This is a genomic window from Methylobacterium tarhaniae (genome assembly GCF_001043955.1).
GTDB lineage: Bacteria > Pseudomonadota > Alphaproteobacteria > Rhizobiales > Beijerinckiaceae > Methylobacterium > Methylobacterium tarhaniae.
The window spans coordinates 47859-69186 of record NZ_LABZ01000078.1 but is presented as its reverse complement, the minus strand read 5'-3'; the positions used below and the strand labels follow the sequence as shown (position 1 = coordinate 69186).

Sequence of the window (21328 nt, the reverse complement as noted above, 5' to 3'; positions counted from 1 at the left end):
GCCATGACAGGCGCGATGCGCGCCCGGTCTGGCGAAACCCTGCGACAGAACGAAGAACAGCCGTGGCCGCGTGTGCGCGGCGAATCGGCGGCACTCGCGTCTTCATAGCCGGGCCGTGGGGCGGCGCCAGCCCCCGCTTGCGGCGCGAGGCCGGACCGGGCAGGCCTGCGCGGCGGCCCCGCTCACGGGGCGGCCCGGAGAGACAGCCCACCATGTCGCATGCCCGCCTTCTCGTCCCGCTGCTCGTCTGCCTCACGGCCGCCCTCCCCGCCCGGGCCGCGGGGCCGGACTGGCCCGACACCTATCTCTCCCGCGTCGAGGCCGTGGCGGTGGTGCAGAGCCTCAACGCCGCCCTGCTCGCGAGCCGCAGCGCCACCGCGACCCTGGAGAGCTGGTGCGCCGCCCACCGCATGGCCGAGGCGCCGCGCCTCGTCGCCCGGCTGGAGCGGGGCGTCGACAAGCCGGCCGGCCCCGAGACCCGCAAGCGCCTCGCCGTCGGGCCCGACGAGCCCCTGCGCTACCGCCGGGTGCGGCTCGCCTGCGGCGACCACGTGCTGTCTGAGGCCGACAACTGGTACGTGCCCGCCCGCCTGACCCCGGAGATGAACCGGGTGCTGGAGACCACCGACACGCCGTTCGGCCGGGCGGTGTCGGCGCTCGGCACCACCCGCCAGACCGTCGGCGCCGAGCCGCATTGGCAGCCGCTTCCCGAGGGCTGGGACCGGGCGGCCCCGCCGCCGCCGGCCTGCGGCAGGCTCGACGTGCCCGAGCACCTGTTCAGCCACCGCGCGGTGCTGTTCACGGGCGAGCGGCAGCCCTTCTCGGAGGTGGTCGAGACCTACACGCGCGAGGTCCTGGATTTCACCCGCGCGCCGCGCCCGGCCGACCCGGCCTGCCCGAAGCACTGAGACGCCGCCGATCCCCTCCGCCGATCCCTTCCGCCGTCAGGCATCAGATGTGCGTCCGGAGCCGGAACCCCGATGCTCCGGCGCCCTATGTCAGAGCCTTGACGGGACGGAGGGTGACCGACGCGGATGAACACCACGCTGACCCTGCTCGACCTCTGCGGCGCGGTGGCGCTGCTGCTCTGGGGCATCCACATGGTGCAGACGGGGGTGCAGCGCGCCCTCGGGCCGCACTTGCGCCGCCTGCTCGGGGTGGCGCTCGGCAACCGGGTGAAGGCGCTGGCGGCCGGCCTCGGCGTCACGGCGCTGCTCCAGAGCAGCACCGCGACCGGCCTGATGGTCGCCTCCTTCGCGGGGGCCGGGCTGGTGGCGGTCGTGCCGGCTCTCGCGGTGATGCTCGGCGCCAATATCGGCACCACCCTGATCGTCCAGGTCCTGTCCTTCGACGTCGCCCGGGCGGCTCCGGTCCTGGTGCTGGTCGGCGTGATCCTGTTCCGCCGCGGCTCCGAGCCGCGCACCCGCGACCTCGGCCGGGCGGCGATCGGCCTCGGGCTGATGCTGATGGCGCTGTCGCGCCTCGTCGAGGTCATCACGCCCTACGAGGACGTGCCGGCCCTGCGGGTGCTGCTCGGCGCCGTCGCGACCGACCGGCTCATTGCCCTGGTGCTCGGCGCGGTGCTCACCTGGGCGGCACATTCGAGCGTGGCGATCGTGCTGCTGGTGATGTCGTTCACGCAGGCCGGCGTCCTGCCCCTGGAGGCCGGGATGGCGCTGGTGCTCGGGGCCAATCTCGGCTCGGCCCTCAACCCGGTGCTGGAGGGCGCCCGGGACGGCGAGGCCGCCGGGTGCCGGGTGGCGCTCGGCAACCTCATCACCCGGGCTCTCGGCTGCGCGATCGCCCTGCCCTGCCTCGGGCTGATCGGGCCGCCCCTCGTGACCTGGCAGCCCGACCTGTCGCGGGCGGTGGCGGATTTCCACACCGCCTTCAACCTCGTCCTCGCGCTCCTCTTCCTGCCGCTGCTCGATCCGTTCGCGGCCCTGCTGCGCCGGCTGGTGCCGGAGCGGATCGACGCCCACGATCCCGGCCGGCCGATCCACCTCGACGAGGCCGCCCTGGAGACGCCGCCGGTGGCGCTCGGTGCCGCGGGACGCGAGGCCCTGCGCATGGCCGACGTGCTCGCCGAGATGATGGGCGGTGCCGGCGAGGCGCTGACCGGCGGCGACCGCGCACGCGTGGCGCAGATCCGCCGCATGGACGACACCCTCGACCGGCTCAATGCCGCCATCAAGGCCTACCTCGTCCGCCTCGACCCCGAGGCCCTGAGCGAGAACGACGAGCGCCGGATCGCGACGCTCGTCGCCTTCACCACCAACCTGGAGCATGCCGGCGACATCCTCTCGCGCAACGTGATGACCCACGCGGCCAAGCGCCTGAAGCGGGGACTGACCTTCTCGGCCGAGGGCGAGGCGGAGGTGGGCGCGCTGCTCGCGCGGCTCGCCGCGAACCTGAGCGCGGCGGGCGCCGCCTTCCTGACCGAGGATCCCCGCGCCGCCCGCCGTCTCGCCGACGAGAAGGCGGTGTTTCGCGATCTCGAGGCCCGGGCGACCGAAGGGCATTTCCGCCGCCTGCGCGAGGCCGGCGCGACCGCCGGCCCGATCCCGGCCGAGGCCGCCGCGCTCTATCCCGACCTCGTGCGCGACCTGAAGCGGGTCAACGACCATCTCGTGGCCGGGGCCGCCTATCCGATCCTGGAAAGCCGGGGCGCCCTGCGGCCGAGCCGGCTCGAGGGGCCATAGCCCGCTGGCCGGGCTGATCTCCGGTCGGGGACAGCGAGCCTCGCCGTGCGGCCGAGTTCGCCGCCCTCTCGCGAGACGCGCTGGCCTGGCGGCCGTATAAGCCATGGAGACGAGCGGCGACCCACGCCGCCTTGGGGAGGAGACACAGGATGACGGCGAGGCCGGACGCATCCCGCAACGAGGCGGTCATCGCCGACCTCGTGAGGGCCCTGGGCGACAAGATGGTGCTCGCCGGCGCGGAGCGGCCGGCCCGCAACGACTCCGACTGGAGCACGCTCGGGCCGCAGGCGCCCCTCGCGGTGGTGCGGCCCACCACCACCGAGGCGGTCGCCGCCGCGATGCGGATCTGCGCGGCGCATGGCGTGCCGGTGGTGCCGCAGGGCGGCCTCACCGGCCTGTGCGGCGGCGCCCGGCCGCTCCCCGGCTCGGTCGCTCTCTCGCTCGAGCGGATGACCGGCATCGAGGCGATCGACCCGGCCTCCGCCACCATGACGGTGCGGGCCGGCACGCCGCTCCAGGTCGTGCAGGAGGCCGCCGAGGCGGCGGGCTTCCTGGTGCCCCTCGATCTCGGCGCCCGGGGCTCCTGCGCCATCGGCGGCAACGCCGCCACCAATGCCGGCGGCAACCGGGTCATCCGCTACGGCATGACCCGCGAGATGATCCTCGGCCTGGAGGTGGTGCTGCCCGGCGGCGACACGATCACCGCCCTGAACACGATGATCAAGAACAATGCCGGCTACGACCTCAAGCACCTGTTCATCGGCTCGGAGGGCACCCTCGGCATCATCACCCGGCTGGTGCTGCGGCTCTTCCCCAAGCCCGCCTGCACCATGGCGGCGCTCTGCGCCCTGCCGGATTACGAATCCGTGGTCGGGCTCCTGACCGCGGCCCGGCGGGGCCTCGGCCCGATGCTCTCGGCCTTCGAGGTGATGTGGCCGGATTACTGGGACGTGATCGCCGCGATGCCGGGCTTGCGCGTGCCGCTCGCCCCCGGCCACGCCGCCTATTGCCTGATCGAGGCGCAAGGGACCGACGAGACCTTCGACGCGCCGCGCTTCCAGGCCTGGCTCGAGGCGCAAGCCGAGGCGGGGCTCCTCTCCGACGCGGTGCTGTCCCGCTCGGTGGCGGATGTGCGGGCGTTCTGGGGCGTGCGCGACGCCTGCTCGGAATTCCCGCACGCGCTCGGGCCGCACGAGCCGTTCGACATCGGCCTGCCGGTGGCGGCGATGGACGCCTACGTGCAGGCCTGCAAGGCGGCGCTCGCCGAGCGCCTGCCCGGCGCCTTCGCGCTGTTCTACGGCCATGTCGGCGACGGCAACCTGCACATCGTCGCCGGCGTGAAGGGCGCCGTGCCGCAGCCGAAGGACGTGATCCAGGAGGTGGTCTACGGCCTCGTGCGCGAGTTCGGCGGCACGGTCTCGGCCGAGCACGGCATCGGCCTGACCAAGAAGCCCTGGCTCGGCCATGTCCGCTCGGAGGCGGAGATCGCCCTGATGCGGCGCCTCAAGGCGGCCTTGGACCCGGATGGAGTGCTCAATCCCGGGAAGGTCGTGTGAGATGATACGTCGCGTCGCGACGGCGAACCGGCGGGATCGCCCGAAGCAAGCGGTCCGACATTGCAGCAGCGGAGACCAGCCGTGATCGTGTGCTTCGGCTCCCTGAATGCCGACCTGATCGTCCGCCTGCCCGAGATCCCGCGCTCGGGCCAGACCCTGCTGGCCGACGACCTTACCGTGCAGGCCGGCGGCAAGGGGGCGAACCAGGCCGTGGCGGCGGCGCGGGACGGGGCGCAGGTCGCGATGGTCGGCGCGGTCGGGACCGATGCCCTCGCCGAGGTGGCGCTCTCGGGCCTGCGCGGGGCGGGTGCCGACATCGCCCGGATCCGCACCGTCGCGGGGACGACGGGCTGCGCCTCGATCTGGATCGACGCGAAGGGGCACAACCGCATCGCGGTGGCGCTCGGCGCCAACGGGCAGGCCCGGGCAGACCAGGTCGCGGATGCCGATCTCGCCCGCGCGACGGCGTTGCTCCTGCAGATGGAGGTCGATCCCGCCGAGACCGCCGCGCTGCTGCGCCGGGCCCGGATGCTCGGCCCGCGCACGATCCTCAACCTCGCCCCGGCCCTGCCCCTCGACATCGACACCCTGCGGCTCGTCGGCCTCCTGGTCGTCAACGAGGACGAGGCGCAGGCGACCGCCGCCCGGTTCGGCTGCGCGCCGGAGGCGGCCTCCCTGCACGCGGCGCTCGGCATCGACGTGGTGCGCACGCGCGGCGAGGCCGGCTCGGAGGCGGCGACGGAGGGCGGCGCCTGGCACGTCCCGGCCCGGGCGATCGATCCGGTCGACACCACGGCCGCGGGCGACGCCTTCGTCGGCGTCCTGGCGGCGGCGCTCGATCGGGGCGCTCCCCTGCGCGCGGCGATGGAGCGGGCGAGCGTCGCCGCCGCCCTCGCCTGCGGACGCCACGGCAGCCAGGCGAGCCTGCCCCGGCGCGCGGAGACCGACCGGGCGCTCAGGGCTTGATCAAGCCGGGCAGGATCAAGCCGGGCAGGACTCGGGGCCCGCCGGCACCGGGAAGGCGGCCTCGCGCGCCTTGATGAGGGCGACCACGGTGTCGTTGACCGGGGTCGGCACCCTGCAGAGCCGCCCCAGGCGCGGGATCGCGCCGTTGATCGCCTCGACCTCGCCGCGGCGTCCCGCCCGGTGGTCGAGCAGCATCGAGGGCCGCGCCTCGGGAATCTTGCCGCCGAGCCGGCGGATGTGCTCGACCGGATCGCCGACCTGGAGCGTCACGCCCATCGCGGCGGCGACCGCGATTGCCTCCTCGGCGCAGGCCCGCGCCACCCGCCAGGCCTCCGGGTCGGCCATCACCCCGCCGATGGTCAGGCCCGTGAGGGTCGTGGTGCCCGAGAAGGTGACGTTCATGATCAGCTTCTCCCACACCATCCGGCCGATATCGTCGAACAGGCTGACCTTGAACCCCGCCGAGTCCCAGATCGCCGCCGAGGCCTCCAGGCGCTCCCGCTCCAGCCCCGCGAAGGCGCCGAAGCGGATCATCTCGAGGCCGTTGTGATGCGCGTGGCCGGGCCCGCGCATCGAGGCGCCGAAGCCCCCGACCACGCCGACGGCGATCCGGTCGGGATCGATCGCCTCGGCGGCGACCTCCGGCGAGCCGAGCCCGTTCTGGATGGTCTGCACCACCGTGCCGGGCCCTATCAGCGGGGCGCAAGACCGGGAAGCGGCGGCGACGTCGAAGGCCTTGGTGGCGATGATGACGAGGTCGCAGGGGCCGATCCCGCCGGTCGTCGTGCCGGCGCTCGCGAGCCGCACGGTCCGGTCGCCGCTCGCGCCCTCGACGCGCAGGCCGTTCGCCCGCATCGCCTCGGCATGGTCGGCCCAGAGCGTGACGGCATGCACCGCATGGCCAACGGATGCCATCAGCGCCGCGTAGACCGAGCCCATGGCCCCGCATCCGACGATCGCGACCTTCGCCATCCCGCTTCCTCCCCCCGATTCGTTGGGCGCGCCCGCTGGCGGTTCGGCGATGCGCGCCTGCCCGCGGCGGCCCCGGCCGAACCCGAGACCGGCCGGCACCCGTTGGGGCGATCGTACCGCCGCGGTCGAGGCAACGTCCAGGCGCCGTCGGACCGTGCCGCCCTGCCCCCGCCTGCCCCCCGGCATGCCACGAGACGGCCCGAACTGGACCACAGAGCCGCCGCGCTGCCCGGCCATAGCGGCGCTTCGATCAATCCGGGATCCTGCCCATGCCGACCCTGCGCGCCGCCTTCCTGACCGCCATCGGCGTCGGCCTGATCGCCCTGGCGGTCGTCGGCATCGCGGACCGGGACGCCCAGGCGCGGCTGGAGCGGGCGCTGGGGCCCACCGCCCCGATCCAGGCGGTCAGTCGCGTCACGGCGTTTCCCCTCGCGCCATCGCCAACCGGGAGATGACGGGCGGCGCCTCGGAGGCTCGGGGGGCCGGCCCGCACGGGAACGTGACTTCCCGTCGGCCCGACCGAGTCCATAGGTTGCCGTGATCTGCCGCGGGACCGTGTCGTCGCGATGCGACGCTTGATGAAGTTCCTTCACACGATGGGGGCCATCGGCCTGATGGGCGCGATGGCGTCCCTGCTCGTGCTGCTGGGCCTCATCCCCCCGCCCTCCGCCCTGTCCGGCTACGCCCTCATGCGCGCGGCGATGGCGGCGGTGGCGACGTGGATCTTCCTCCCGTCCCTCGCGCTGATGCTCGTGGCCGGATTGCTGGCCATCGCGCTCAACCGCGCCTACCACAATGCCGGCTGGGCCTGGGTGAAGCTCGCGACCGGCATCCTGATGTTCGAGTACGGCTTCGTGGGCGTGCAAGGGCCGATGCAGCGGGAGGCCGACCGCAGCGCCCAGGCGCTGATCGGCCGGGTCGACCCCGCGACCTTGGCCGAGTCGCTCGGTGCGGAGCGCGGCACGTTGTGGGTGCTGCTCGCGATCGCGACGGCCAACGTGGTGCTCGGGATCTGGCGGCCGCGCCTCATCCGGCCGCGCTGACGAAAGAAGCGCGTCATCACGGACGCGGGATCCCCGACCCGCACCCTGGAGCGTTGGCGTCGCTCAGGTGTGTGGAGGCTCCGGCCTCACCCGCGCGCTGATGCGTCGCCACGTCGATGCCTAAGCGGTCGGCGCATCGGCGCCGGCGCCCCTCCGGGCTTGGCCAGCGCCTTCGAGCAAGTCTGTTCGAAGGCGCTGCGGCATCACGCGGCGGCGCTGTCGATCGCCTGCAGCTGCATGGCGAGGGCCGGGCCTGCGGCCGGGAACCGGCCGTCGAGCGCCGAGGTCCCGATCGTGAAGGCGGCGGCCCCGGCGCGCCGGATCACCCGCACCTGCTCCGGACTGGTGACCGATCCCGCCACGATGACGGGCTTCGGCACCGCCTCACAGACCGCGGCGATGAGCGAGGGCGCGTCGAGCGACGAGCGGTAGGCGAGCAGGTCCAGGCCCGCCACCCCCTCGCGCGCGACGAGCGCCACCGCACTTGCGACGATCTCGGCCTCCGTCCCTTCGAGCCGGCTCGGATGGCCGACGACGCGTCCCGGGAACGGGTAGTAGCGGATGCCGGATCCGGCGATCAGGGGCAGGACGTCGTCCACATGCGTGCCGCCGAGCAAGTAGTCGACGCCGAGCCCGACCGCCGCCTCGACGGACCGGACCTCGCTGTCCCGGTCGAGGGAGACCACTTCGAGGTAGGTCGTCGCGCCGCCGTGCCGGATCCGCGTGGCGAGGTCGTGCAGGGCGTCGAAGGGGAGGCCGACATCCTTGAAGCCGATGTGGCGGATCCCCGAGGCGAGCGCCGTCCCGACATGGGCGGCGGCGTCCGCCACCGTGCGGTCGTTCCGGGTGAGCATGAAGATGAAATCGAACCTGTTCATGATGGGCGGCTCCCCGCTGGAGCATCTCGCGACGGACCCGTGCCGGTCTGCCGACGAGACTGTGGCACGATCAAAGGCGAAGGGCGGAATCCGCCGGCCGCGGGACCGGACGTCGCCCACCGGAGCGGCGGGCGATCAGCTTCTCGGCGTAGTCGAAGGCTGTCTCGAGGCTGGACGGATCGGCGAGGCCCCGGCCGGCGATGTCGAACGCCGTGCCGTGATCCGGGCTCGTCCGCACGAAGGGGAGCCCGAGCGTGACGTTCACCCCCTTCTTGAGGCCCATATACTTCACCGGGATCAGGCCCTGATCGTGGTACTGGGCCACCACGACGTCGAACCGCCCCCGGCGCGCCTGCATGAACACGGTGTCGCCCGGCCAGGGGCCGGACGCGTCGATGCCCTCGGCCCGGGCCGCCTCGACCGCCGGGCGGATGATCCGGATCTCCTCGTCGCCGAACAGGCCGCCCTCGCCGGCATGGGGGTTGAGCCCCGCCACCGCGACGCGCGGGGCGTCGATGCCGAGGGAACGGCCGGCCTCGTGAGCGAGGCGGATCGCCGCCATCTGCGCCGGAAAGTCGCTCCGCCGGATCGCCTCCGACAGCGCGCAGTGGATCGTCACCAGGACCGTGCGGATCTCGTCGTTCGCCAGCATCATGGCGACGCGGGCGCCGCCGGAATGCTCGGCCAGGATCTCGGTATGGCCCGGATAGGCGAGGCCGGCCGCCGCGAGGGCCTCCTTGTGGATCGGCGCCGTGACGAGGCCCGCGACCTGCCCGCCGCGCGCCAGCCCGATCGCCGCCAGGATCGCCGCGTAGGCCGCGCGCCCGCTCTCCGCGCAGACCTGCCCGACCGGAGGCAGGGACTGGAGCCGGGAGCTTGCCAGGACATCGAGGATGCCGGGTTCGTGGCGAGCCTCGGCGCTGTGGTCGATCCGGCGCACGCGTCCCGCCGCACCGAGGCGGGAAAGGGCATCGGCCATCACCCGCGGGTCGCCGACGGCCATCCAGCGCCGCGCCCCGGGGCGCCGCAGGAACAGGCGGGCGACGATCTCCGGGCCGATGCCGGACGGATCCCCCATGGTCACCGCGAGGGGCAAACTGGACTCGTGCATCGTGGGTCTCCCGCCTCAAGGCCGATCGAGAAGACGTCGCACCGCGCCGGGAAGCGTCGCCGCGGCGGCCGCGATTCCGGTCGCGACGGCTCCGCTCCCGGCATCGACGGCGACGATGGCGGCTTCGGGCAGGGACGAGGGTCGCCGCAGGGCGACCGGGACGTATCCGCGCGCGAGGAACGGCGCGGCGCCGTCGGTGGCGCTCGTCAGGTCGCCGGCGATCACGCCGATGGCGGGGGAGGATGTCATGACGTCGACCATAGCGGTGCCGGCGCGCTGGACGAGCGATATGGTCTGGCGTATTTCGGTGACGAGAGATCACCAATGAAGCGTTCCGACCTGCCGTCGCTGGACGATCTGCGAGCCTTCGAGACCGTGGCGCGCCTCGGTTCCGTGCGAGCCGCGGCGGGGGAGCTGTCGCTGACGCACGGCGCCGTCAGCCGGCGGGTCGCCAAGCTGGCCGTCGATCTCGGCTTCCGGCTGTTCGAGCCCGCCGGCCGGGGCTTGCGGCTGACGCGAGACGGCGCCGCCCTGTCGGAGGCCGCCACGAAGGCTCTCGCGCTGATCGAGGACAGCGTGTCGGCGATCCGCTCCGCGTCCGGATCGGGCCCGATCGTCCTGTCCTGCGAGCGCTCGCTGGCCATGCGGTGGTTGATCCCGCGCCTCTCGGCCTTCCAGGACCGTCATCCGGAGATCGAGATCCATCTGTCCACGGGGGGCGGGAGCCTGGATTTCACGCGCGAGCGCGTGGCCCTCGCCATCCGGCGGCTCGACTTCGCGCTCGCCCCGGACTGGACGGTGCGCGAGCTCATGCCCGAACGTGTCGGCCCGGTCATGGCACCGGGCCTGCGGGGCCGCTTCGATCGTGGGGATTACGTGGCGCTTGGATCGCGCACCCGTCCGAAGGCCTGGTCCGCCTGGCATGGCACGCATCCGCATGTCCCGCGCCCCCGAAGCCTGCAACTCCTCGATCACCACTTCCTGATGACCGAGGCGGCCCTCGGGGGCCTCGGCGTCGCGCTCGCACCCGAGGTGATCGTGAGCCGCGACGTGGCGCTCGGCAGGCTCGTGGCCCCCTGCGGGTTCGTGCCGGACGGAACCAGCTACGGGTTGATCTATCCGAACTCGTACGCGCCGACCGGACCGGCCGCGACGCTCTGCGCGTGGCTGCAGACCGATGCCGTCGCGCAGCCGGCCCCGACATGAGCCGCTTCCCGACAGATCGAGCGCCTCGGATTTGCGTGCGAAATCAAGCCCGTAGAGCCAGCTTCCATTTAGTCGGCGAGCAGCCGCCGTGCCGCCGCCAGATTGGCCTGGATGTGGGCCTCGGGCGAGACGGTGCCGGTGATCGGCACCTCGATCGAGAGGACGGCCCTCGGCGGCAGGGCCGCGACCAAAGCCGCCAGGGGCAGCGCCCCGTCTCCCGGGGATAAGCGCCCCGCCCGGGCTTCCTGGATGATCGCGGCCGTCGATCCCGGCACCTGCGCCGGAGCATCGCAGAGCTGCGCGTGGCGGACGAGGCCGGGCGGCACGGCGCGCACGTCGTCGGGCGATCCTCCGGTCCGGGAGAGATGGAGCGCATCGACGAGGACGCCGCCATTCGGCCGGCCCGCGGCCTCCACCACCCTGACGGCGTCGGGCAGGCTGGCGACCTGGCGCCAGGCCATGCATTCGAGGTCGACGCCCATGCCGAACCCGGCCGCGAGGTCGCACAATTCGGCGAAGCGGGCGACGAGGCGCGGGCGATCGGGGTCGTCGCCGCAGACGCTCAGGCGCCGGGCGCCGAGCCCCGCGGCGGCCTCGAGGATGCCGGCGAGCGAGGCCGGCACGAAATCCTCGCCGAGCGTGACGAACTCGATGTCGTAGACGCGCATCCCCTCGTCGGCCAGCGCCCGGCGCATCTCGCGGAAGGCGTCGCTGCCGGGCGGCAGCGCGTAGAACGGCGCACCTGGAAAGGCCGGGTAGAGCCGCAGGCCCACCGACGCGCAGCCGGTCCTGCCTGCGAGCCGGACGAGGTCGACGGGCGGCACGCCGATGCAGGTGAAGTGGGCCAGACCCAGCGGCCAGTCGTGAGAGGCGTGCATGGTGGTCGCTCGAAGGATCGAGGGAGGGCTCGCGCTCAAGGCGCGAGCTTGTCGGCGAGGTGCCGCTGGAGGTTGGTGCCGGTGCGGTGGATGTGCTCGCGCAGGCGGTCACAGGCGAAATCGGCGTCGCGGGCGACCGCGCCCTGCGCGATCTCGCCATGCTCCTGGGCGACGTTCCGGTCGCCGCCGGGCGTGCGGCGCAGGAAGGACCGCCGGTAGCGGTCGTTCAGGCTCAGGAGCACGCCGCAGAAATTGAGCAGCAGCGGCATGCGGCAGCCGGCGATCAGCGTGAGGTGGAACTCGCGGTGATACGCCTCCCACCGCTCCAGCGTGTCGGGTGTGCTCGGATCACGCTCGATCCGGTTCATGCGGTGGAGGGCGCGCATCACGTCGCCTTCCCAGTCCACGGTGCCGATCGCGATCGCCTGGCGCAGGGCCAGGACCTCGAACTCCTCCCGCAGCCGGGTGATCTCTTCCAGGTTCGACAGCGAGACCGGTGCGACGCGGTAGCCGCGATTGTCCTCGAACACCACGAGCCCGTCGGAGATCAGCCGGGCAAGCGCCTCCCGCAACGGGCTCAGCGAGACCCCGAAGCTGCCGCGGGCGCGCTCCAGGTTGATCTTGCTGCCCGCCTCGAGCTGGCCGGACACGATCGCCTCACGCAGCCGGTCGACGAGCTGGCTCGCCATCGTGTTCTTGCCGTCGTCGACCAGGGCGGGGCCCGGCATGGCTGAGATGGGCTTGGCTGGCACGGGCTTGGCCGATCCGGGCCCGGGCTTCGCCTCGACCCGACCACCCGCAGCGCGTCGGCTCCTCGCCTCGGTCAAAGCGTTCTCCCGCGAAATTTCGATTCGGCCCTTCGTCGACGATCGATACAAAAAACGATTTTTCCTGTCAAACTCGATGGTGCAGATCGCGTGCGCAATCGCCGGGCGATGTGCGGCCCCCCTGATGTGACTCCCTGATCCAGGCTCCGCCGCGGCCCGCAGAAACGAAAAAAATATCGTTCAAACCAGTATTTGACGCTGGAATGCCACGGTCGGACCCATCCCGAGGACGCTCGCCCACCTCCGTCTCGGACAAACGATCGACCCCGTGATGCCGCTCGTAACGCTTCGCGAGCTGCATCGACGTCGTTCGTGAAAATCGCTTCTTGACGAATAATCGATGATATGGGAGCTGGACGCGGTTTCAGGGAGGCCCAGCCATGCGCATCGAGCGCCAGCAGGACGTGACGCCCGCCGTTCTGGAAGTCATGGGACGGACCCGCGATCCGCGCCTGCGCGAGATCATGACCTCGCTCATCACCCACCTGCACGGCTTCGTGCGCGACGTGCGTCTCACCGAGGCCGAGTTCCGCGACGCCACCGCGATCCTCAACGAGATCGGCGCGCTCGCCTCCGACACGCACAACGAGTTCGTGCTGATGGCCGGCTCGCTCGGGGTGTCCTCCCTCGTCTGCCTCCTCAACAACGGCGACCACGGCAACACCGAGACCTCGCAATCGCTGCTCGGGCCGTTCTGGCGCCTCAACGCGCCGCGGGTCGCGAATGGCGGCACGATTCTGCGCTCCGACACGCCCGGCGACCCGCTCTTCGTCAACGCCCGGGTGATCGACGGCGAGGGCAAGCCGGTCGCAGGCGCCGAGGTCGACGTCTGGCACGCCTCGCCGGTCGGCCGCTACGAGAACCAGGATCCCGAGCAGGCCGAGATGAACCTGCGCGGCAAGTTCACCACCGACGAGGACGGGCGGTTCCGGTTCCGCTCGGTGATGATGATCGGCTACCCGATCCCCACCGACGGGGTTGTCGGCCGGCTGCTGGCGGCTCAAGGTCGCCACCCGATGCGGCCGGCCCACCTGCACGCCCTGATCTTCAAGCCGGGCTTCAAGGTGCTGATCTCGCAGGTCTACGACGCGAACGACCCGCATATCGACTCCGACGTGCAGTTCGGCGTGACCAAGGCGCTCGTCGGCGACTTCGTCCGCCGTGACGGGCCGCATCCGGAGGCAGCCGACGTGTCGGCACCCTGGTACTCCCTCGACTACACCTACGTCATGGAGCCCGGCGAGGCCGTTCTGCCGCGCCCCCCGATCAAGTGACGTCATCGGATTATTGGAGCGACATACCGTGCTGAGCGACGACGATCACCGCAAGGCCGCCGAGGCCATCCTCAAGGCCGAGCGCGAGCGGGTGCCCTGCCCGCAACTCTCCAAGACCTTTCCGGGCATGGAGATCGCCGACGCCTACCGCGTGCAGGATCTCTGGGCCGAGGCCCGGATCGCCGCAGGCGCCCGGCTCGCCGGCCACAAGATCGGCCTGACCTCGCGCGCCATGCAGATGGCCTCGAAGATGACCGAGCCGGATTACGGCCGCATCCTCGACGACGCGCTGTTCAACGACGGCGCACAGATCCGGACCGACCTGTTCATCAAGCCGCGGCTCGAAGTGGAACTCGCCTTCATCATGGGCGAGGACCTGTCGGGGCCGGGCTGCCGCATCTACGACGTGATGCGGGCGACCGAGTTCGTGGTCCCGGCCCTTGAGATCATCGACTACCGGACCGAGGTGCCGCGGGCGATCGTCGACACCATCGCCGACAATGCCGCCTTCGGCGCCATCGTGGTCGGCGGACGCACGATCCGCCCCTTCGACGTCGACGTGCGCTGGATCGGCGCGACCCTGTCGCAGAACGGCATCATCGAGGAATCCGGCGTCTCGGCCGCCATCATGGGCCACCCGGCCGCCGGCATCGCGTGGCTCGTCAACAAGCTCGCGGCGGTCGATGCGGGGCTCAAGAAGGGCCAGATCGTGCTCGGCGGCTCGTTCACCCGGCCCGTCGACATCAAGAAGGGCGACGTGATCCAGGCCGATTACGGCCCGCTCGGCGCCATCGGCGTCTCCTTCGTCTGAGGCCGCGATGATCGAGAACCGCTTCAAGCGCGCCTTGCGCGAGGGCCGCCAGCAAATCGGCCTGTGGTGCAGCCTGCCGGGCTCCTACGCGGCGGAGGCCGTGGCCGGCTCGGGCTACGACTGGCTCCTGTTCGACACCGAGCATTCGCCGGGCGATCCGCTGACCGTGCTGCCGCAACTCCAGGCGGTGGCGCCCTACGACGTCTCGGCGGTGGTGCGCCCGGCCGCCAACGATGCGGTGCTGATCAAGCGTTTCCTCGATCTCGGGGCGCAGACCCTGCTGATCCCCTATGTCCAGGACGAGCACGAGGCGCAAGCCGCGGTCGCGGCGACGCGCTACCCGCCCGAGGGCGTGCGCGGGGTGTCCGGCCTGACCCGCGCGACGCGGTTCGGGCGGGTCCCGGGCTACGCGAAGCGGGCCGCCGGGGAACTCTGCCTGCTGGTGCAGGTCGAGACCCAAGCCGCGCTCGACCGGCTCGAGGCGATCTGCGCGGTCGAGGGGGTGGATGGCGTCTTCGTCGGACCGGCGGACCTGGCGGCGAGCCTCGGCCATGTCGGCGAGCCCGGCCATCCCGAAGTGGTCGCGGCGGTGAAGGAGGCCGTGTGCCGCATCCGCGCAGCGGGGAAGCCGGCCGGCATCCTGACCCCCGACACCGCCTTCGCGAAGACCTGCATCGAACTCGGCACCACCTTCACGGCGGTGGCCATCGATGTCGGCGTGCTCGCCCGCGGGACCGAGGCCCTGGCACGCCAGTTCAAGGCGGGCTGAAGCCCCGCATCGTCACAGGACCCCCATGCCGACCGAGATCGCCCCTTTCATCGACGGCGCCCACCTTCACCCGATTCCTCCCGGACGACGCGGTGATGCATGCGATCCACCCCGATGCCCGCACAACCCCCGCCGTGCTCTGGCTCGCACCACACACAAGAAGGCCGATCCCGCCGCTCTCGACCGGGCGCTCAAGGTTGTCGTCAACGCCAAGGTGGTTTCACAGCCAGACAGCTAAGCAGACTCGCGGTGTCCCACGATGGTCTGCGAAGCGCCGGGAGCGTGGCGCCGCGTTCCGCCATGCCCGCTGCCGTGCAGCTCCCCCGCATGTCGGCCTCCCATGCCTGCCTTGATGCACCTCAAGGCGCCGGGCGAGGCAGCGCGGGAGACTGATCCCGACGGGGCGGCCGGCCCCGGCAGGGGAGACGGTCATGACGCTTACATCCATCCTGGTGTCCGTCGATCTCGGGCCTGCCTGCGCCGACCGCGTCCAGCTCGCGGCCGGGCTCGCCGCAGCCCACGCGGCACGGCTCGTCGGCGTCGCCGCCTGCCCGGTTCCGGTCATCGTACCGGCGGGCGACGGGATCGCGGCCGAGCGCCTCTCCGACGCCGAGGAGCACCGGGCCCGCGAGCGGCTGGCCGCCGCCGAGGCGCTGTTCGAGCGCGAGGCCGGATCCGTGGCGAAGCGCGCCTGGCACGGCAAGCTGGCCTTGCCCCTGGCCATGACGGCCGAGCAGGCCCGCGGCGCCGATCTCGTGATCGTCGGGCGGCACGGGCCTGCCGATGGTGATCCGGGCCCGATGGGCGTCTCACCCGGCGCCCTGCTGATGGAGGCCGGCCGTCCCGTCCTCGTGGCGCCGCCGGGCCTGGAGCGGCTCGTGCCCAAGCGGGTGGTCGTCGCCTGGAAGGACACGAGCGAGGCCCGCCGCGCCGTCCACGACGCCCTGCCGCTCCTGGCCGGCGCCGAGCGGGTCTGCGTCGTGGCCGTGGGGTCCGACGCCCATCGTGGGGGTGCGGAGGCGACGGCCCAGTACCTGTCCGGGCACGGCCTAACTGCGACCGCCCATCTACTGCCGAACCCGGTCTTGTCCGTGGCGGACGAGTTGCTGCGCGTCTGCGAGCGCGAAGGCGCGGACCTGCTGGTGATGGGGGCCTACGGCCACTCACGCCTGCGGGAATGGGTGTTCGGCGGGGTCACTCGCGACATCCTGCGCACGGCTCGCCTCTGCTGCCTGATGAGCCATTGATGCGCGCCCGCTTCCTCCTCGCGGCGAGTGCCGTCGCACTCCTGTGCCTCTCCGTTCCCGCCCGGGCCTGGGACCGGCAGGTCGAGCAGGGCCGGGCGCTGGCGCGCGCGCATTGCGCCCGCTGCCATGCCGTCGGGCGATCGGACGCCAGCCCCCTGGCCGCCGCGCCGCCGTTCCGCACGCTCCACACCCGCTACCCCGTCGAGGACCTGGCCGAGTCCCTGGCCGAGGGCATCCGCACCGGCCATCCGAGCATGCCCGAGTTCCGGTTCGACCCGGATCAGGCCCAGGCCCTCATCGCGTATCTCAAGTCCCTCGAACGCTGAGAGCCGGAGGATCTTTCGAGTTCCTGCTCTGCCTCCTCGTCCCGACCGCGCCCGGTCTCGACCCGGCCCGCCGGCTCGACGCCGCCCTGCGCCTCGGCCGGCGCCTGCACGCCGATATCGGCGTCGGCTTCATCGCCCCGGGTCCGGAGACCATTCTCGCGGCTTCGGCCGGCACGGCGCCCGTCGGCGGCGCCCCCATCGAGGAAGGCATGCGTGCCACGGAGCGCCGGCGCAGCGCCCCAGCCAGGGCGCAGGTCTGTCATCCGCCCGGGGAATCTCCGAGAACGCGACGTAGTACCAACAGCCTAAGATGCTGACGCATCAAATTCGATCTCGGGCAAGCCCGAGATCGACGAGTCCGTCGGATCATCCCGAATATTCGACACCAGGCACAGAAGTCCGAGACCTTGGGCTTGACGAAAACTCGAGAACGGAACCAACGGTCGTTTTCTTTCGACCGCTGGTATGATACATCCTCTCGAGCGCTTCGATCCTGTAGGTCGTCACGGCCCAACGCCATTTCTGCCACGTGACGGGCCGGGTCATCTCTTGATTCCAGGTCATCTCTTGACTCATCGCGGCTTCCTCATGCCGCCCGCTCGGTCAGGGCCACGACCTCGCAACTGTCCGCCCGCAGGCGCCAATCGACGATGCCGGCGGTCTCGCAGAAGTGGATCTTGGCCATGGCGAGGGCCGTGACCGGGCACGGCGCAGAGACCACGGCCTGTTGCTGGAGGACGCGGCGGTCATGGCCGATATCGTCCGAGACGACCTTGTGGAAGGTCACGAGGTACTCGCGCAGCATGGTTCCATCTCCGTCCGCCGGAGGCGGGATCATCGGCGCTGCGAGGGGCCGCGACCTTGATCCAGCGCAAGGTCGCGGGCGGCTCAAGGCTCGGCCCTTTTCGCGGAACGGCGCCAGGTCCTTTGGCGGCACCGGGCGCCTCGTCGCGCTGTCCCGCGCGGCGCGTCAGAGGGCGACCCGAAGCAGCGCGGTCACCAGGAGAGAGGCGGCGACGGCGACGAGGAGGGCCAGGGCGCTTCCGATCGCCCGGTACCGGTAGCCGTCCTCCACCGTGCCAGCGCTGCGCCGCGCCGCCGGCGGCCGGACGCCGCCCCTCGGCATCGGCGCCCTGCGCAAATGGAGCAGATCCGTCGAATTCACGACCGGCATCATCGTGGTCTCCCGTGTTTGAACACGGCGGCCATGGTGGCGCGGCGAGCGATGGTCGACCTTGATCCAGCGCAAACGGGCCCGGGCGATGCCGACATCCGTGAGCGCGCCTGCGGCTGCGCGGCATGTCCCCGCATTGCGCGGTCGAATTCCGGCATCAGGGGGTATATCGACGTCAGCGCCTCCGTACCTCTATCAGCTTGTCCGACAAACGGAGGAGCCAAAGCTCAGACATCCTGATCCAGGAATGATTGGGGTCTCCGCAATCAGCTCTCACCTGCCATGCCGCACGGAAGGATGCACCGCGTCATGACGGCTGTGCCCCGTCGGGAGGCAGCAGCACGAGAATACGTGGAGGTAATTCCGCTCCGTGCCGGGTTCTCCTGCTCTGACAGAAGTTTCTTGGCAGTTCGGTCGAGGCGGATCATCTTTCATTCGGTGTCCAGGAGCACGCCTCTATAACTCATGCCATCCAGTGCATCCAGAAGGGGGACCGGGCGGCACATTGACCTCCCAATATCCAGCACAGACACCTTGAGTAAACTATATCACGTATTGTTATATTGTACGTTGATCATAGGTTGCAAGACCGTTCAAGGCCCTGCTCCATCGGACCTTTGCGAAGCGCCCGACGAGGATCATGGCAACGGCGAGCACGAAGGAGAGCGCGGACACGATGCGCCGGCAGGGGAGGATCACCTGTGCTGGAGGGCGTCCGAGTTTCGCGCCATCGTCCGGTCCGCAACTCGGACGGTATTCGGACGACCAGGGTTTCCATCTCCCCTCAAGACGGGGATCCATGGCGAAAGCCGGTTTGACGCCCATGGGCTTGGCTCTTTCGCACCCTCTCCAAGGGGGAAAGTGTGTGGTGGCGGAAACGCTTGACCGCGGGCCGAACCCGTGGCTTTTGGGCGGCACTGGCGTCAGACTCCGTAGCTCAGCTGGATAGAGCAGCCGCCTTCTAAGCGGCAGGTCGTAGGTTCGAGCCCTACCGGGGTCGCCACTGAAATGCCCGCTCGATCAATGGCTTAGCGGGCTTTTCGTGGCCTGGCCCTCGTCGACGCGTGGAAGGTTTCACAACCGGACACGCCGCGTTCGTCGAACGTTGTCAGGACGCCCTCCCCTCTGGTCCGTCGGCGTACCGGGTGGATGGCTCAAACCTCGACGAGCCGGTGCATCCGCCCGCGGCGCAGGCTCACCTGCCGTCCGCCGGTGCGCAGGAGCGCCCCCTCGCCTTCCAGCTGGGTGATGGTGCGCGAGACGGTCTCGATGGTCAGCCCGAGGTAGTCGGCGATGTCGCGCCGGGTCATGGGAAGGTCGAAGGTGCCGGTGCCGCCCAGCCGCTGATCCACATCGAGCAGGAAGGCGGCGACACGTTCGAGCGCCGAGCGCCGTCCGAGCAGCAGCATGTGGTCCTGGGCGTGCCGCAAGGAGCGGGTCGCGAGGCCCCAGAGTTGGCAGGCGACCTCCGCGCGACGGGTGGCCATCCGCTCGACCTGCCGCCGCTTGAAGATCAGGAGCCGGGTCCCGGACAAGGCTTCGGCGGTGTGCCGGTGCGTCTCGCCCGGCTCGAAGCCGAACAGGTCGCCGGGCAGGTGGAAGCCGGTGATCTGGCGCCGGCCGTCGCTCAGCACCTTGTGGGTGCGGACCGCACCCTGCATCACCCGGTAGACCCGCTCGGCCTCCTCGCCCTCGCCGAAGATCTCCTCCTCGCGGCCGTAAGTGGCGGGCGTGCCGATCAGCTCGGGGCAACCGGCGAAGAGGCCGGGGCCGTCGCTGGGCGCCACGGGCGGGCGGGGCCTCACGATCGGGTGCGGGTCGGGGGACAGGACCCTCTCTAGCGGCATCGGTGCGCTCCTCATCCGGTTGGGCGAGAGTGTCCCGATCGCGCTCCTGCTGAAATTCCGGGCAGCCGCTTAAGCGGAGGCGCTTAAGGGCAACTACGTAGGCCGGCGCGGGCCGGCCGGACGCGGCAGGCAGAGCGGTCGCGCCCGGACGTCATCGCACTTGGACGACATGCATCGGGATCGGCTGCCGCCATCCACGGGGCGAGAGATGACGTCGACCGAGACCGATCAAGCCAGCATCCGAGGACCGACCCTCTCGACGTCCAGGCGTTGCGAGGCCGGCACCCGGTTGGCGTCGAAGACCGGCCCCGCGCGGCGGCACAAGTAGCTGTCGTCGAAATGGGCGACGCTGCGCAGGGCGGCGAAATCGGGGATGGTGAGCTGCTGGCGCTTCAACGTGATCAGGCCCGATGCACGCAAGTCCTGCAAGGTCCGGTTCACATGGACGGCCGAAAGGCCGACTGCTTCACCGAGATCCTCCTGCGTCAGCGGCAGGGTGCAGCTGTCCTGGTCGGCGAGTCCGACCGCATGCAGGCGGGTGACGATCTCACAGAACAGGTGGGCGATGCGCTCCCGTGCCGTGCGCAAGCCGACATTCGCGGTCCATTCCCGCTGGATGGCCGCGGTGGCGAGCGTGTCGAGCCAGAATGCGCGTGCGATGCCAGCGGAGCGTTCCATGGTCGACAGCATGTCCTGCCCGTCGATCCGGGCGGTGCGGACGGGCGTCAAGGCCCGCACCGAGTAATCGACGAGGTTCGGAAAGACGAGGGGCGTGCTGCACACGTCGCCAGGAAGCAAGTAGGCGATGATCTGCCGGCGCCCATCCGCGAGCTGCTTGTAGCAGCAAGCCCATCCGTTCAGGATCACGCTGACCTGCCGGAGCGTGTCCCCCTCGTCGATCAAGTCCTGATCGGTGTTGAACCATGCGGTCTCGCGAACGAGCCGCGTCAGCGCGTCCTTGTCGTTCGCAGAGAGGCCGGCGCTCCGATCGAGCTTGCGGATGAGGTGGTGTGGCATGCCCTGTCCCGACGTGACACCGAGAGGATTCATGTCTGACCCTGTCTCTGCGTTGATCTGGGTCAAATCCTTCAACTCGGCCTGCCCTGTCCGGAGATAGTCTGCATAGTCCGAAGCGGAAAATCTGCCTTCCCGCGCTGGCCTTGCCGGCGCGACGCTCCGAGCCGCTTGCGCCGGATCCACACACCGGGCGCTCCGCGTCAGGCTCCGCCTCCGGCCGGAACGGGACAGGCGGGCCGTGGCCGCCAGGGGGCGTCCGAGGGGAAAGCCGTCACGATTGCTCGGCGTCACCGCCCATCCGCGGCCTCCGGTGCAAGGCGGCCGGCCGCGAGGAGGCCGGCGAGGGCCTCGAACGCGAGCGGCTTGTCGATGACCGGCACGCCGGCCTCTCGCGCCCGGATGCGGATGCGCGGATTCGGATGGCCGGTGATCAGGATGACGGGAATGCGGGCGTCGACGTCCCGCAGGCGCCGGCAGACCTCGAGCCCGTCCATCCCCGGCATGACATGGTCGAGCAGCACGCAGAGGGGACAGGGCCCGGGGAAGGCCGAGAGGAGTTCGGGCCCGCTGGCGAAGGTCTCGACGCGGTGCCCCTCGCTCTCGAACAGGAAGCGGGTCGAGTGCAGGACCGCCGGATCGTCGTCGACGACGTAGATGGGGGAGGCGCTCACCATGGGACAGGCCGTGTGGTTTGAGGCGCGGAGGCGAGGATCCTCGGCGGCCC

The 21328-nt window shown here is 71.2% G+C and carries 23 protein-coding genes and 1 tRNA gene; 13 read left to right on the top strand and 11 right to left on the bottom strand.

Translation table 11 applies throughout. The features are described from left to right. The first annotated feature begins 212 nt into the window (after nt 1-212). The 4 genes from VQ03_RS12315 (at nt 213) to VQ03_RS12300 (ending at nt 5224) form a co-directional block, all read left to right on the top strand. Nucleotides 213-908, top strand: coding sequence for a hypothetical protein (locus VQ03_RS12315; protein ID WP_157064083.1), 696 nt, complete (start codon nt 213-215; stop codon nt 906-908). Nucleotides 909-1034: 126 nt separating this feature from the next. Next, a complete protein-coding gene (locus VQ03_RS12310; RefSeq protein ID WP_048451165.1) occupies nt 1035-2702 on the top strand; it encodes a Na/Pi cotransporter family protein in 1668 nt (555 codons plus the stop codon). Nucleotides 2703-2851: 149 nt separating this feature from the next. Next, on the top strand, nt 2852-4258 hold the full coding sequence (locus tag VQ03_RS12305) for an FAD-binding oxidoreductase (RefSeq protein WP_048451164.1): 1407 nt from the start codon (nt 2852-2854) through the stop codon (nt 4256-4258). An 81-nt stretch (nt 4259-4339) separates the two neighbouring features. Beyond that, the gene (locus VQ03_RS12300; RefSeq protein ID WP_048451163.1) at nt 4340-5224 is read left to right on the top strand and encodes a ribokinase; all 885 of its coding nucleotides are present in this window, start codon (nt 4340-4342) and stop codon (nt 5222-5224) included. Between the two features lie 15 nt (nt 5225-5239). On the opposite strand, the gene VQ03_RS12295 is transcribed toward VQ03_RS12300, so the two are convergent. Beyond that, the gene (locus VQ03_RS12295; RefSeq protein ID WP_048451162.1) at nt 5240-6196 is read right to left on the bottom strand and encodes a ketopantoate reductase family protein; all 957 of its coding nucleotides are present in this window, start codon (nt 6194-6196) and stop codon (nt 5240-5242) included. A gap of 269 nt (nt 6197-6465) precedes the next feature. On the opposite strand from VQ03_RS12295, the gene VQ03_RS12290 reads away from it, so the two are divergent. Both VQ03_RS12290 and VQ03_RS12285 read left to right on the top strand, forming a co-directional pair. Next, nucleotides 6466-6651 (top strand): hypothetical protein, encoded by a 186-nt coding sequence (locus tag VQ03_RS12290; RefSeq protein WP_048451161.1) that lies wholly within the window; start codon nt 6466-6468, stop codon nt 6649-6651. A gap of 111 nt (nt 6652-6762) precedes the next feature. Further along, entirely contained in the window at nt 6763-7239 is a 477-nt protein-coding gene (locus VQ03_RS12285) for a hypothetical protein (protein ID WP_048451160.1), read from the top strand. Nucleotides 7240-7442: 203 nt separating this feature from the next. Here the strand turns inward: VQ03_RS12285 and VQ03_RS12280 are convergent, their stop codons facing one another. The 3 genes from VQ03_RS12280 to VQ03_RS12270 form a co-directional block, all read right to left on the bottom strand. Then, the gene (locus VQ03_RS12280) at nt 7443-8117 is read right to left on the bottom strand and encodes a beta/alpha barrel domain-containing protein (protein WP_048451159.1); all 675 of its coding nucleotides are present in this window, start codon (nt 8115-8117) and stop codon (nt 7443-7445) included. 70 nt (nt 8118-8187) lie between these two features. Continuing rightward, nucleotides 8188-9228, bottom strand: coding sequence for a 4-hydroxythreonine-4-phosphate dehydrogenase PdxA (gene pdxA, locus VQ03_RS12275; RefSeq protein ID WP_048451158.1), 1041 nt, complete (start codon nt 9226-9228; stop codon nt 8188-8190). A 15-nt stretch (nt 9229-9243) separates the two neighbouring features. Continuing rightward, nucleotides 9244-9477 (bottom strand): hypothetical protein, encoded by a 234-nt coding sequence (locus tag VQ03_RS12270; RefSeq protein WP_157064082.1) that lies wholly within the window; start codon nt 9475-9477, stop codon nt 9244-9246. Nucleotides 9478-9552: 75 nt separating this feature from the next. Here VQ03_RS12270 and VQ03_RS12265 point away from each other — a divergent pair, with 75 nt between their 5' ends. Then, nucleotides 9553-10434, top strand: a complete 882-nt coding sequence (locus tag VQ03_RS12265) for a LysR family transcriptional regulator (RefSeq protein WP_048451156.1) — start codon at nt 9553-9555, stop codon at nt 10432-10434. A gap of 68 nt (nt 10435-10502) precedes the next feature. Here the strand turns inward: VQ03_RS12265 and VQ03_RS12260 are convergent, their stop codons facing one another. Further along, the gene (locus VQ03_RS12260) at nt 10503-11312 is read right to left on the bottom strand and encodes a sugar phosphate isomerase/epimerase family protein (RefSeq protein ID WP_048451155.1); all 810 of its coding nucleotides are present in this window, start codon (nt 11310-11312) and stop codon (nt 10503-10505) included. 35 nt (nt 11313-11347) lie between these two features. Next, entirely contained in the window at nt 11348-12040 is a 693-nt protein-coding gene (locus VQ03_RS12255) for a GntR family transcriptional regulator (protein WP_048451154.1), read from the bottom strand. Nucleotides 12041-12519: 479 nt separating this feature from the next. Between VQ03_RS12255 and VQ03_RS12250 the strand changes: the two genes are divergently transcribed. The 5 genes from VQ03_RS12250 (at nt 12520) to VQ03_RS12230 (ending at nt 16566) form a co-directional block, all read left to right on the top strand. After that, entirely contained in the window at nt 12520-13413 is an 894-nt protein-coding gene (locus VQ03_RS12250; RefSeq protein WP_048451153.1) for a dioxygenase family protein, read from the top strand. A 28-nt stretch (nt 13414-13441) separates the two neighbouring features. Next, nucleotides 13442-14224 (top strand): 2-oxo-hept-4-ene-1,7-dioate hydratase, encoded by a 783-nt coding sequence (gene hpaH / locus VQ03_RS12245; RefSeq protein ID WP_048451152.1) that lies wholly within the window; start codon nt 13442-13444, stop codon nt 14222-14224. A gap of 7 nt (nt 14225-14231) precedes the next feature. Then, entirely contained in the window at nt 14232-14993 is a 762-nt protein-coding gene (hpaI, locus tag VQ03_RS12240; protein ID WP_048451151.1) for a 4-hydroxy-2-oxoheptanedioate aldolase, read from the top strand. A 431-nt stretch (nt 14994-15424) separates the two neighbouring features. After that, nucleotides 15425-16240 (top strand): universal stress protein, encoded by an 816-nt coding sequence (locus VQ03_RS12235; RefSeq protein ID WP_048451150.1) that lies wholly within the window; start codon nt 15425-15427, stop codon nt 16238-16240. Beyond that, complete coding sequence (locus tag VQ03_RS12230) at nt 16240-16566, top strand: c-type cytochrome (protein ID WP_048451149.1); 327 nt, start codon at nt 16240-16242, stop codon at nt 16564-16566. The genes VQ03_RS12235 and VQ03_RS12230 overlap by 1 nt, the downstream gene beginning before the upstream one ends. Before the next feature lie 586 nt (nt 16567-17152). Here VQ03_RS12230 and VQ03_RS12225 read toward each other — a convergent pair. Next, entirely contained in the window at nt 17153-17368 is a 216-nt protein-coding gene (locus tag VQ03_RS12225) for a hypothetical protein (protein WP_048451201.1), read from the bottom strand. A gap of 168 nt (nt 17369-17536) precedes the next feature. Beyond that, nucleotides 17537-17692, bottom strand: a complete 156-nt coding sequence (locus tag VQ03_RS33015; protein WP_245292058.1) for a hypothetical protein — start codon at nt 17690-17692, stop codon at nt 17537-17539. Between the two features lie 974 nt (nt 17693-18666). Here VQ03_RS33015 and VQ03_RS12215 point away from each other — a divergent pair. Continuing rightward, nucleotides 18667-18743 (top strand) — tRNA-Arg (locus VQ03_RS12215). 151 nt (nt 18744-18894) lie between these two features. On the opposite strand, the gene VQ03_RS12210 is transcribed toward VQ03_RS12215, so the two are convergent. From VQ03_RS12210 to VQ03_RS12200, 3 genes are all read right to left on the bottom strand, one after another. Next, complete coding sequence (locus VQ03_RS12210) at nt 18895-19587, bottom strand: helix-turn-helix domain-containing protein (RefSeq protein ID WP_083467956.1); 693 nt, start codon at nt 19585-19587, stop codon at nt 18895-18897. A 228-nt stretch (nt 19588-19815) separates the two neighbouring features. Then, nucleotides 19816-20670: a Crp/Fnr family transcriptional regulator gene (locus tag VQ03_RS12205; RefSeq protein ID WP_157064081.1), complete on the bottom strand. Its 855-nt coding sequence runs from the start codon at nt 20668-20670 to the stop codon at nt 19816-19818. A 221-nt stretch (nt 20671-20891) separates the two neighbouring features. After that, a complete protein-coding gene (locus VQ03_RS12200) occupies nt 20892-21278 on the bottom strand; it encodes a response regulator transcription factor (protein ID WP_048451146.1) in 387 nt (128 codons plus the stop codon). Nucleotides 21279-21328: the final 50 nt, after the last annotated feature.

Excerpts from the sequence above, each read along its gene's own strand:
- VQ03_RS12295 (WP_048451162.1), bottom strand. The coding sequence starts at position 6,196 with ATGGCGAAGGTCGCGATCGTCGGATGCGGGGCCATGGGCTCGGTCTAC.
- VQ03_RS12290 (WP_048451161.1), top strand. The coding sequence starts at position 6,466 with ATGCCGACCCTGCGCGCCGCCTTCCTGACCGCCATCGGCGTCGGCCTG.
- VQ03_RS12315 (WP_157064083.1), top strand. The coding sequence starts at position 213 with ATGTCGCATGCCCGCCTTCTCGTCCCGCTGCTCGTCTGCCTCACGGCC.
- pdxA (WP_048451158.1), bottom strand. The coding sequence starts at position 9,228 with ATGCACGAGTCCAGTTTGCCCCTCGCGGTGACCATGGGGGATCCGTCC.
- VQ03_RS12285 (WP_048451160.1), top strand. The coding sequence starts at position 6,763 with ATGCGACGCTTGATGAAGTTCCTTCACACGATGGGGGCCATCGGCCTG.
- VQ03_RS12200 (WP_048451146.1), bottom strand. The coding sequence starts at position 21,278 with ATGGTGAGCGCCTCCCCCATCTACGTCGTCGACGACGATCCGGCGGTC.
- VQ03_RS12305 (WP_048451164.1), top strand. The coding sequence starts at position 2,852 with ATGACGGCGAGGCCGGACGCATCCCGCAACGAGGCGGTCATCGCCGAC.
- VQ03_RS12310 (WP_048451165.1), top strand. The coding sequence starts at position 1,035 with ATGAACACCACGCTGACCCTGCTCGACCTCTGCGGCGCGGTGGCGCTG.
- VQ03_RS12250 (WP_048451153.1), top strand. The coding sequence starts at position 12,520 with ATGCGCATCGAGCGCCAGCAGGACGTGACGCCCGCCGTTCTGGAAGTC.
- VQ03_RS12265 (WP_048451156.1), top strand. The coding sequence starts at position 9,553 with ATGAAGCGTTCCGACCTGCCGTCGCTGGACGATCTGCGAGCCTTCGAG.
- VQ03_RS12270 (WP_157064082.1), bottom strand. The coding sequence starts at position 9,477 with ATGACATCCTCCCCCGCCATCGGCGTGATCGCCGGCGACCTGACGAGC.
- VQ03_RS12255 (WP_048451154.1), bottom strand. The coding sequence starts at position 12,040 with ATGCCGGGCCCCGCCCTGGTCGACGACGGCAAGAACACGATGGCGAGC.
- VQ03_RS12235 (WP_048451150.1), top strand. The coding sequence starts at position 15,425 with ATGACGCTTACATCCATCCTGGTGTCCGTCGATCTCGGGCCTGCCTGC.
- VQ03_RS33015 (WP_245292058.1), bottom strand. The coding sequence starts at position 17,692 with ATGCCGAGGGGCGGCGTCCGGCCGCCGGCGGCGCGGCGCAGCGCTGGC.
- hpaI (WP_048451151.1), top strand. The coding sequence starts at position 14,232 with ATGATCGAGAACCGCTTCAAGCGCGCCTTGCGCGAGGGCCGCCAGCAA.
- VQ03_RS12210 (WP_083467956.1), bottom strand. The coding sequence starts at position 19,587 with ATGCCGCTAGAGAGGGTCCTGTCCCCCGACCCGCACCCGATCGTGAGG.
- VQ03_RS12280 (WP_048451159.1), bottom strand. The coding sequence starts at position 8,117 with ATGAACAGGTTCGATTTCATCTTCATGCTCACCCGGAACGACCGCACG.
- VQ03_RS12230 (WP_048451149.1), top strand. The coding sequence starts at position 16,240 with ATGCGCGCCCGCTTCCTCCTCGCGGCGAGTGCCGTCGCACTCCTGTGC.
- VQ03_RS12260 (WP_048451155.1), bottom strand. The coding sequence starts at position 11,312 with ATGCACGCCTCTCACGACTGGCCGCTGGGTCTGGCCCACTTCACCTGC.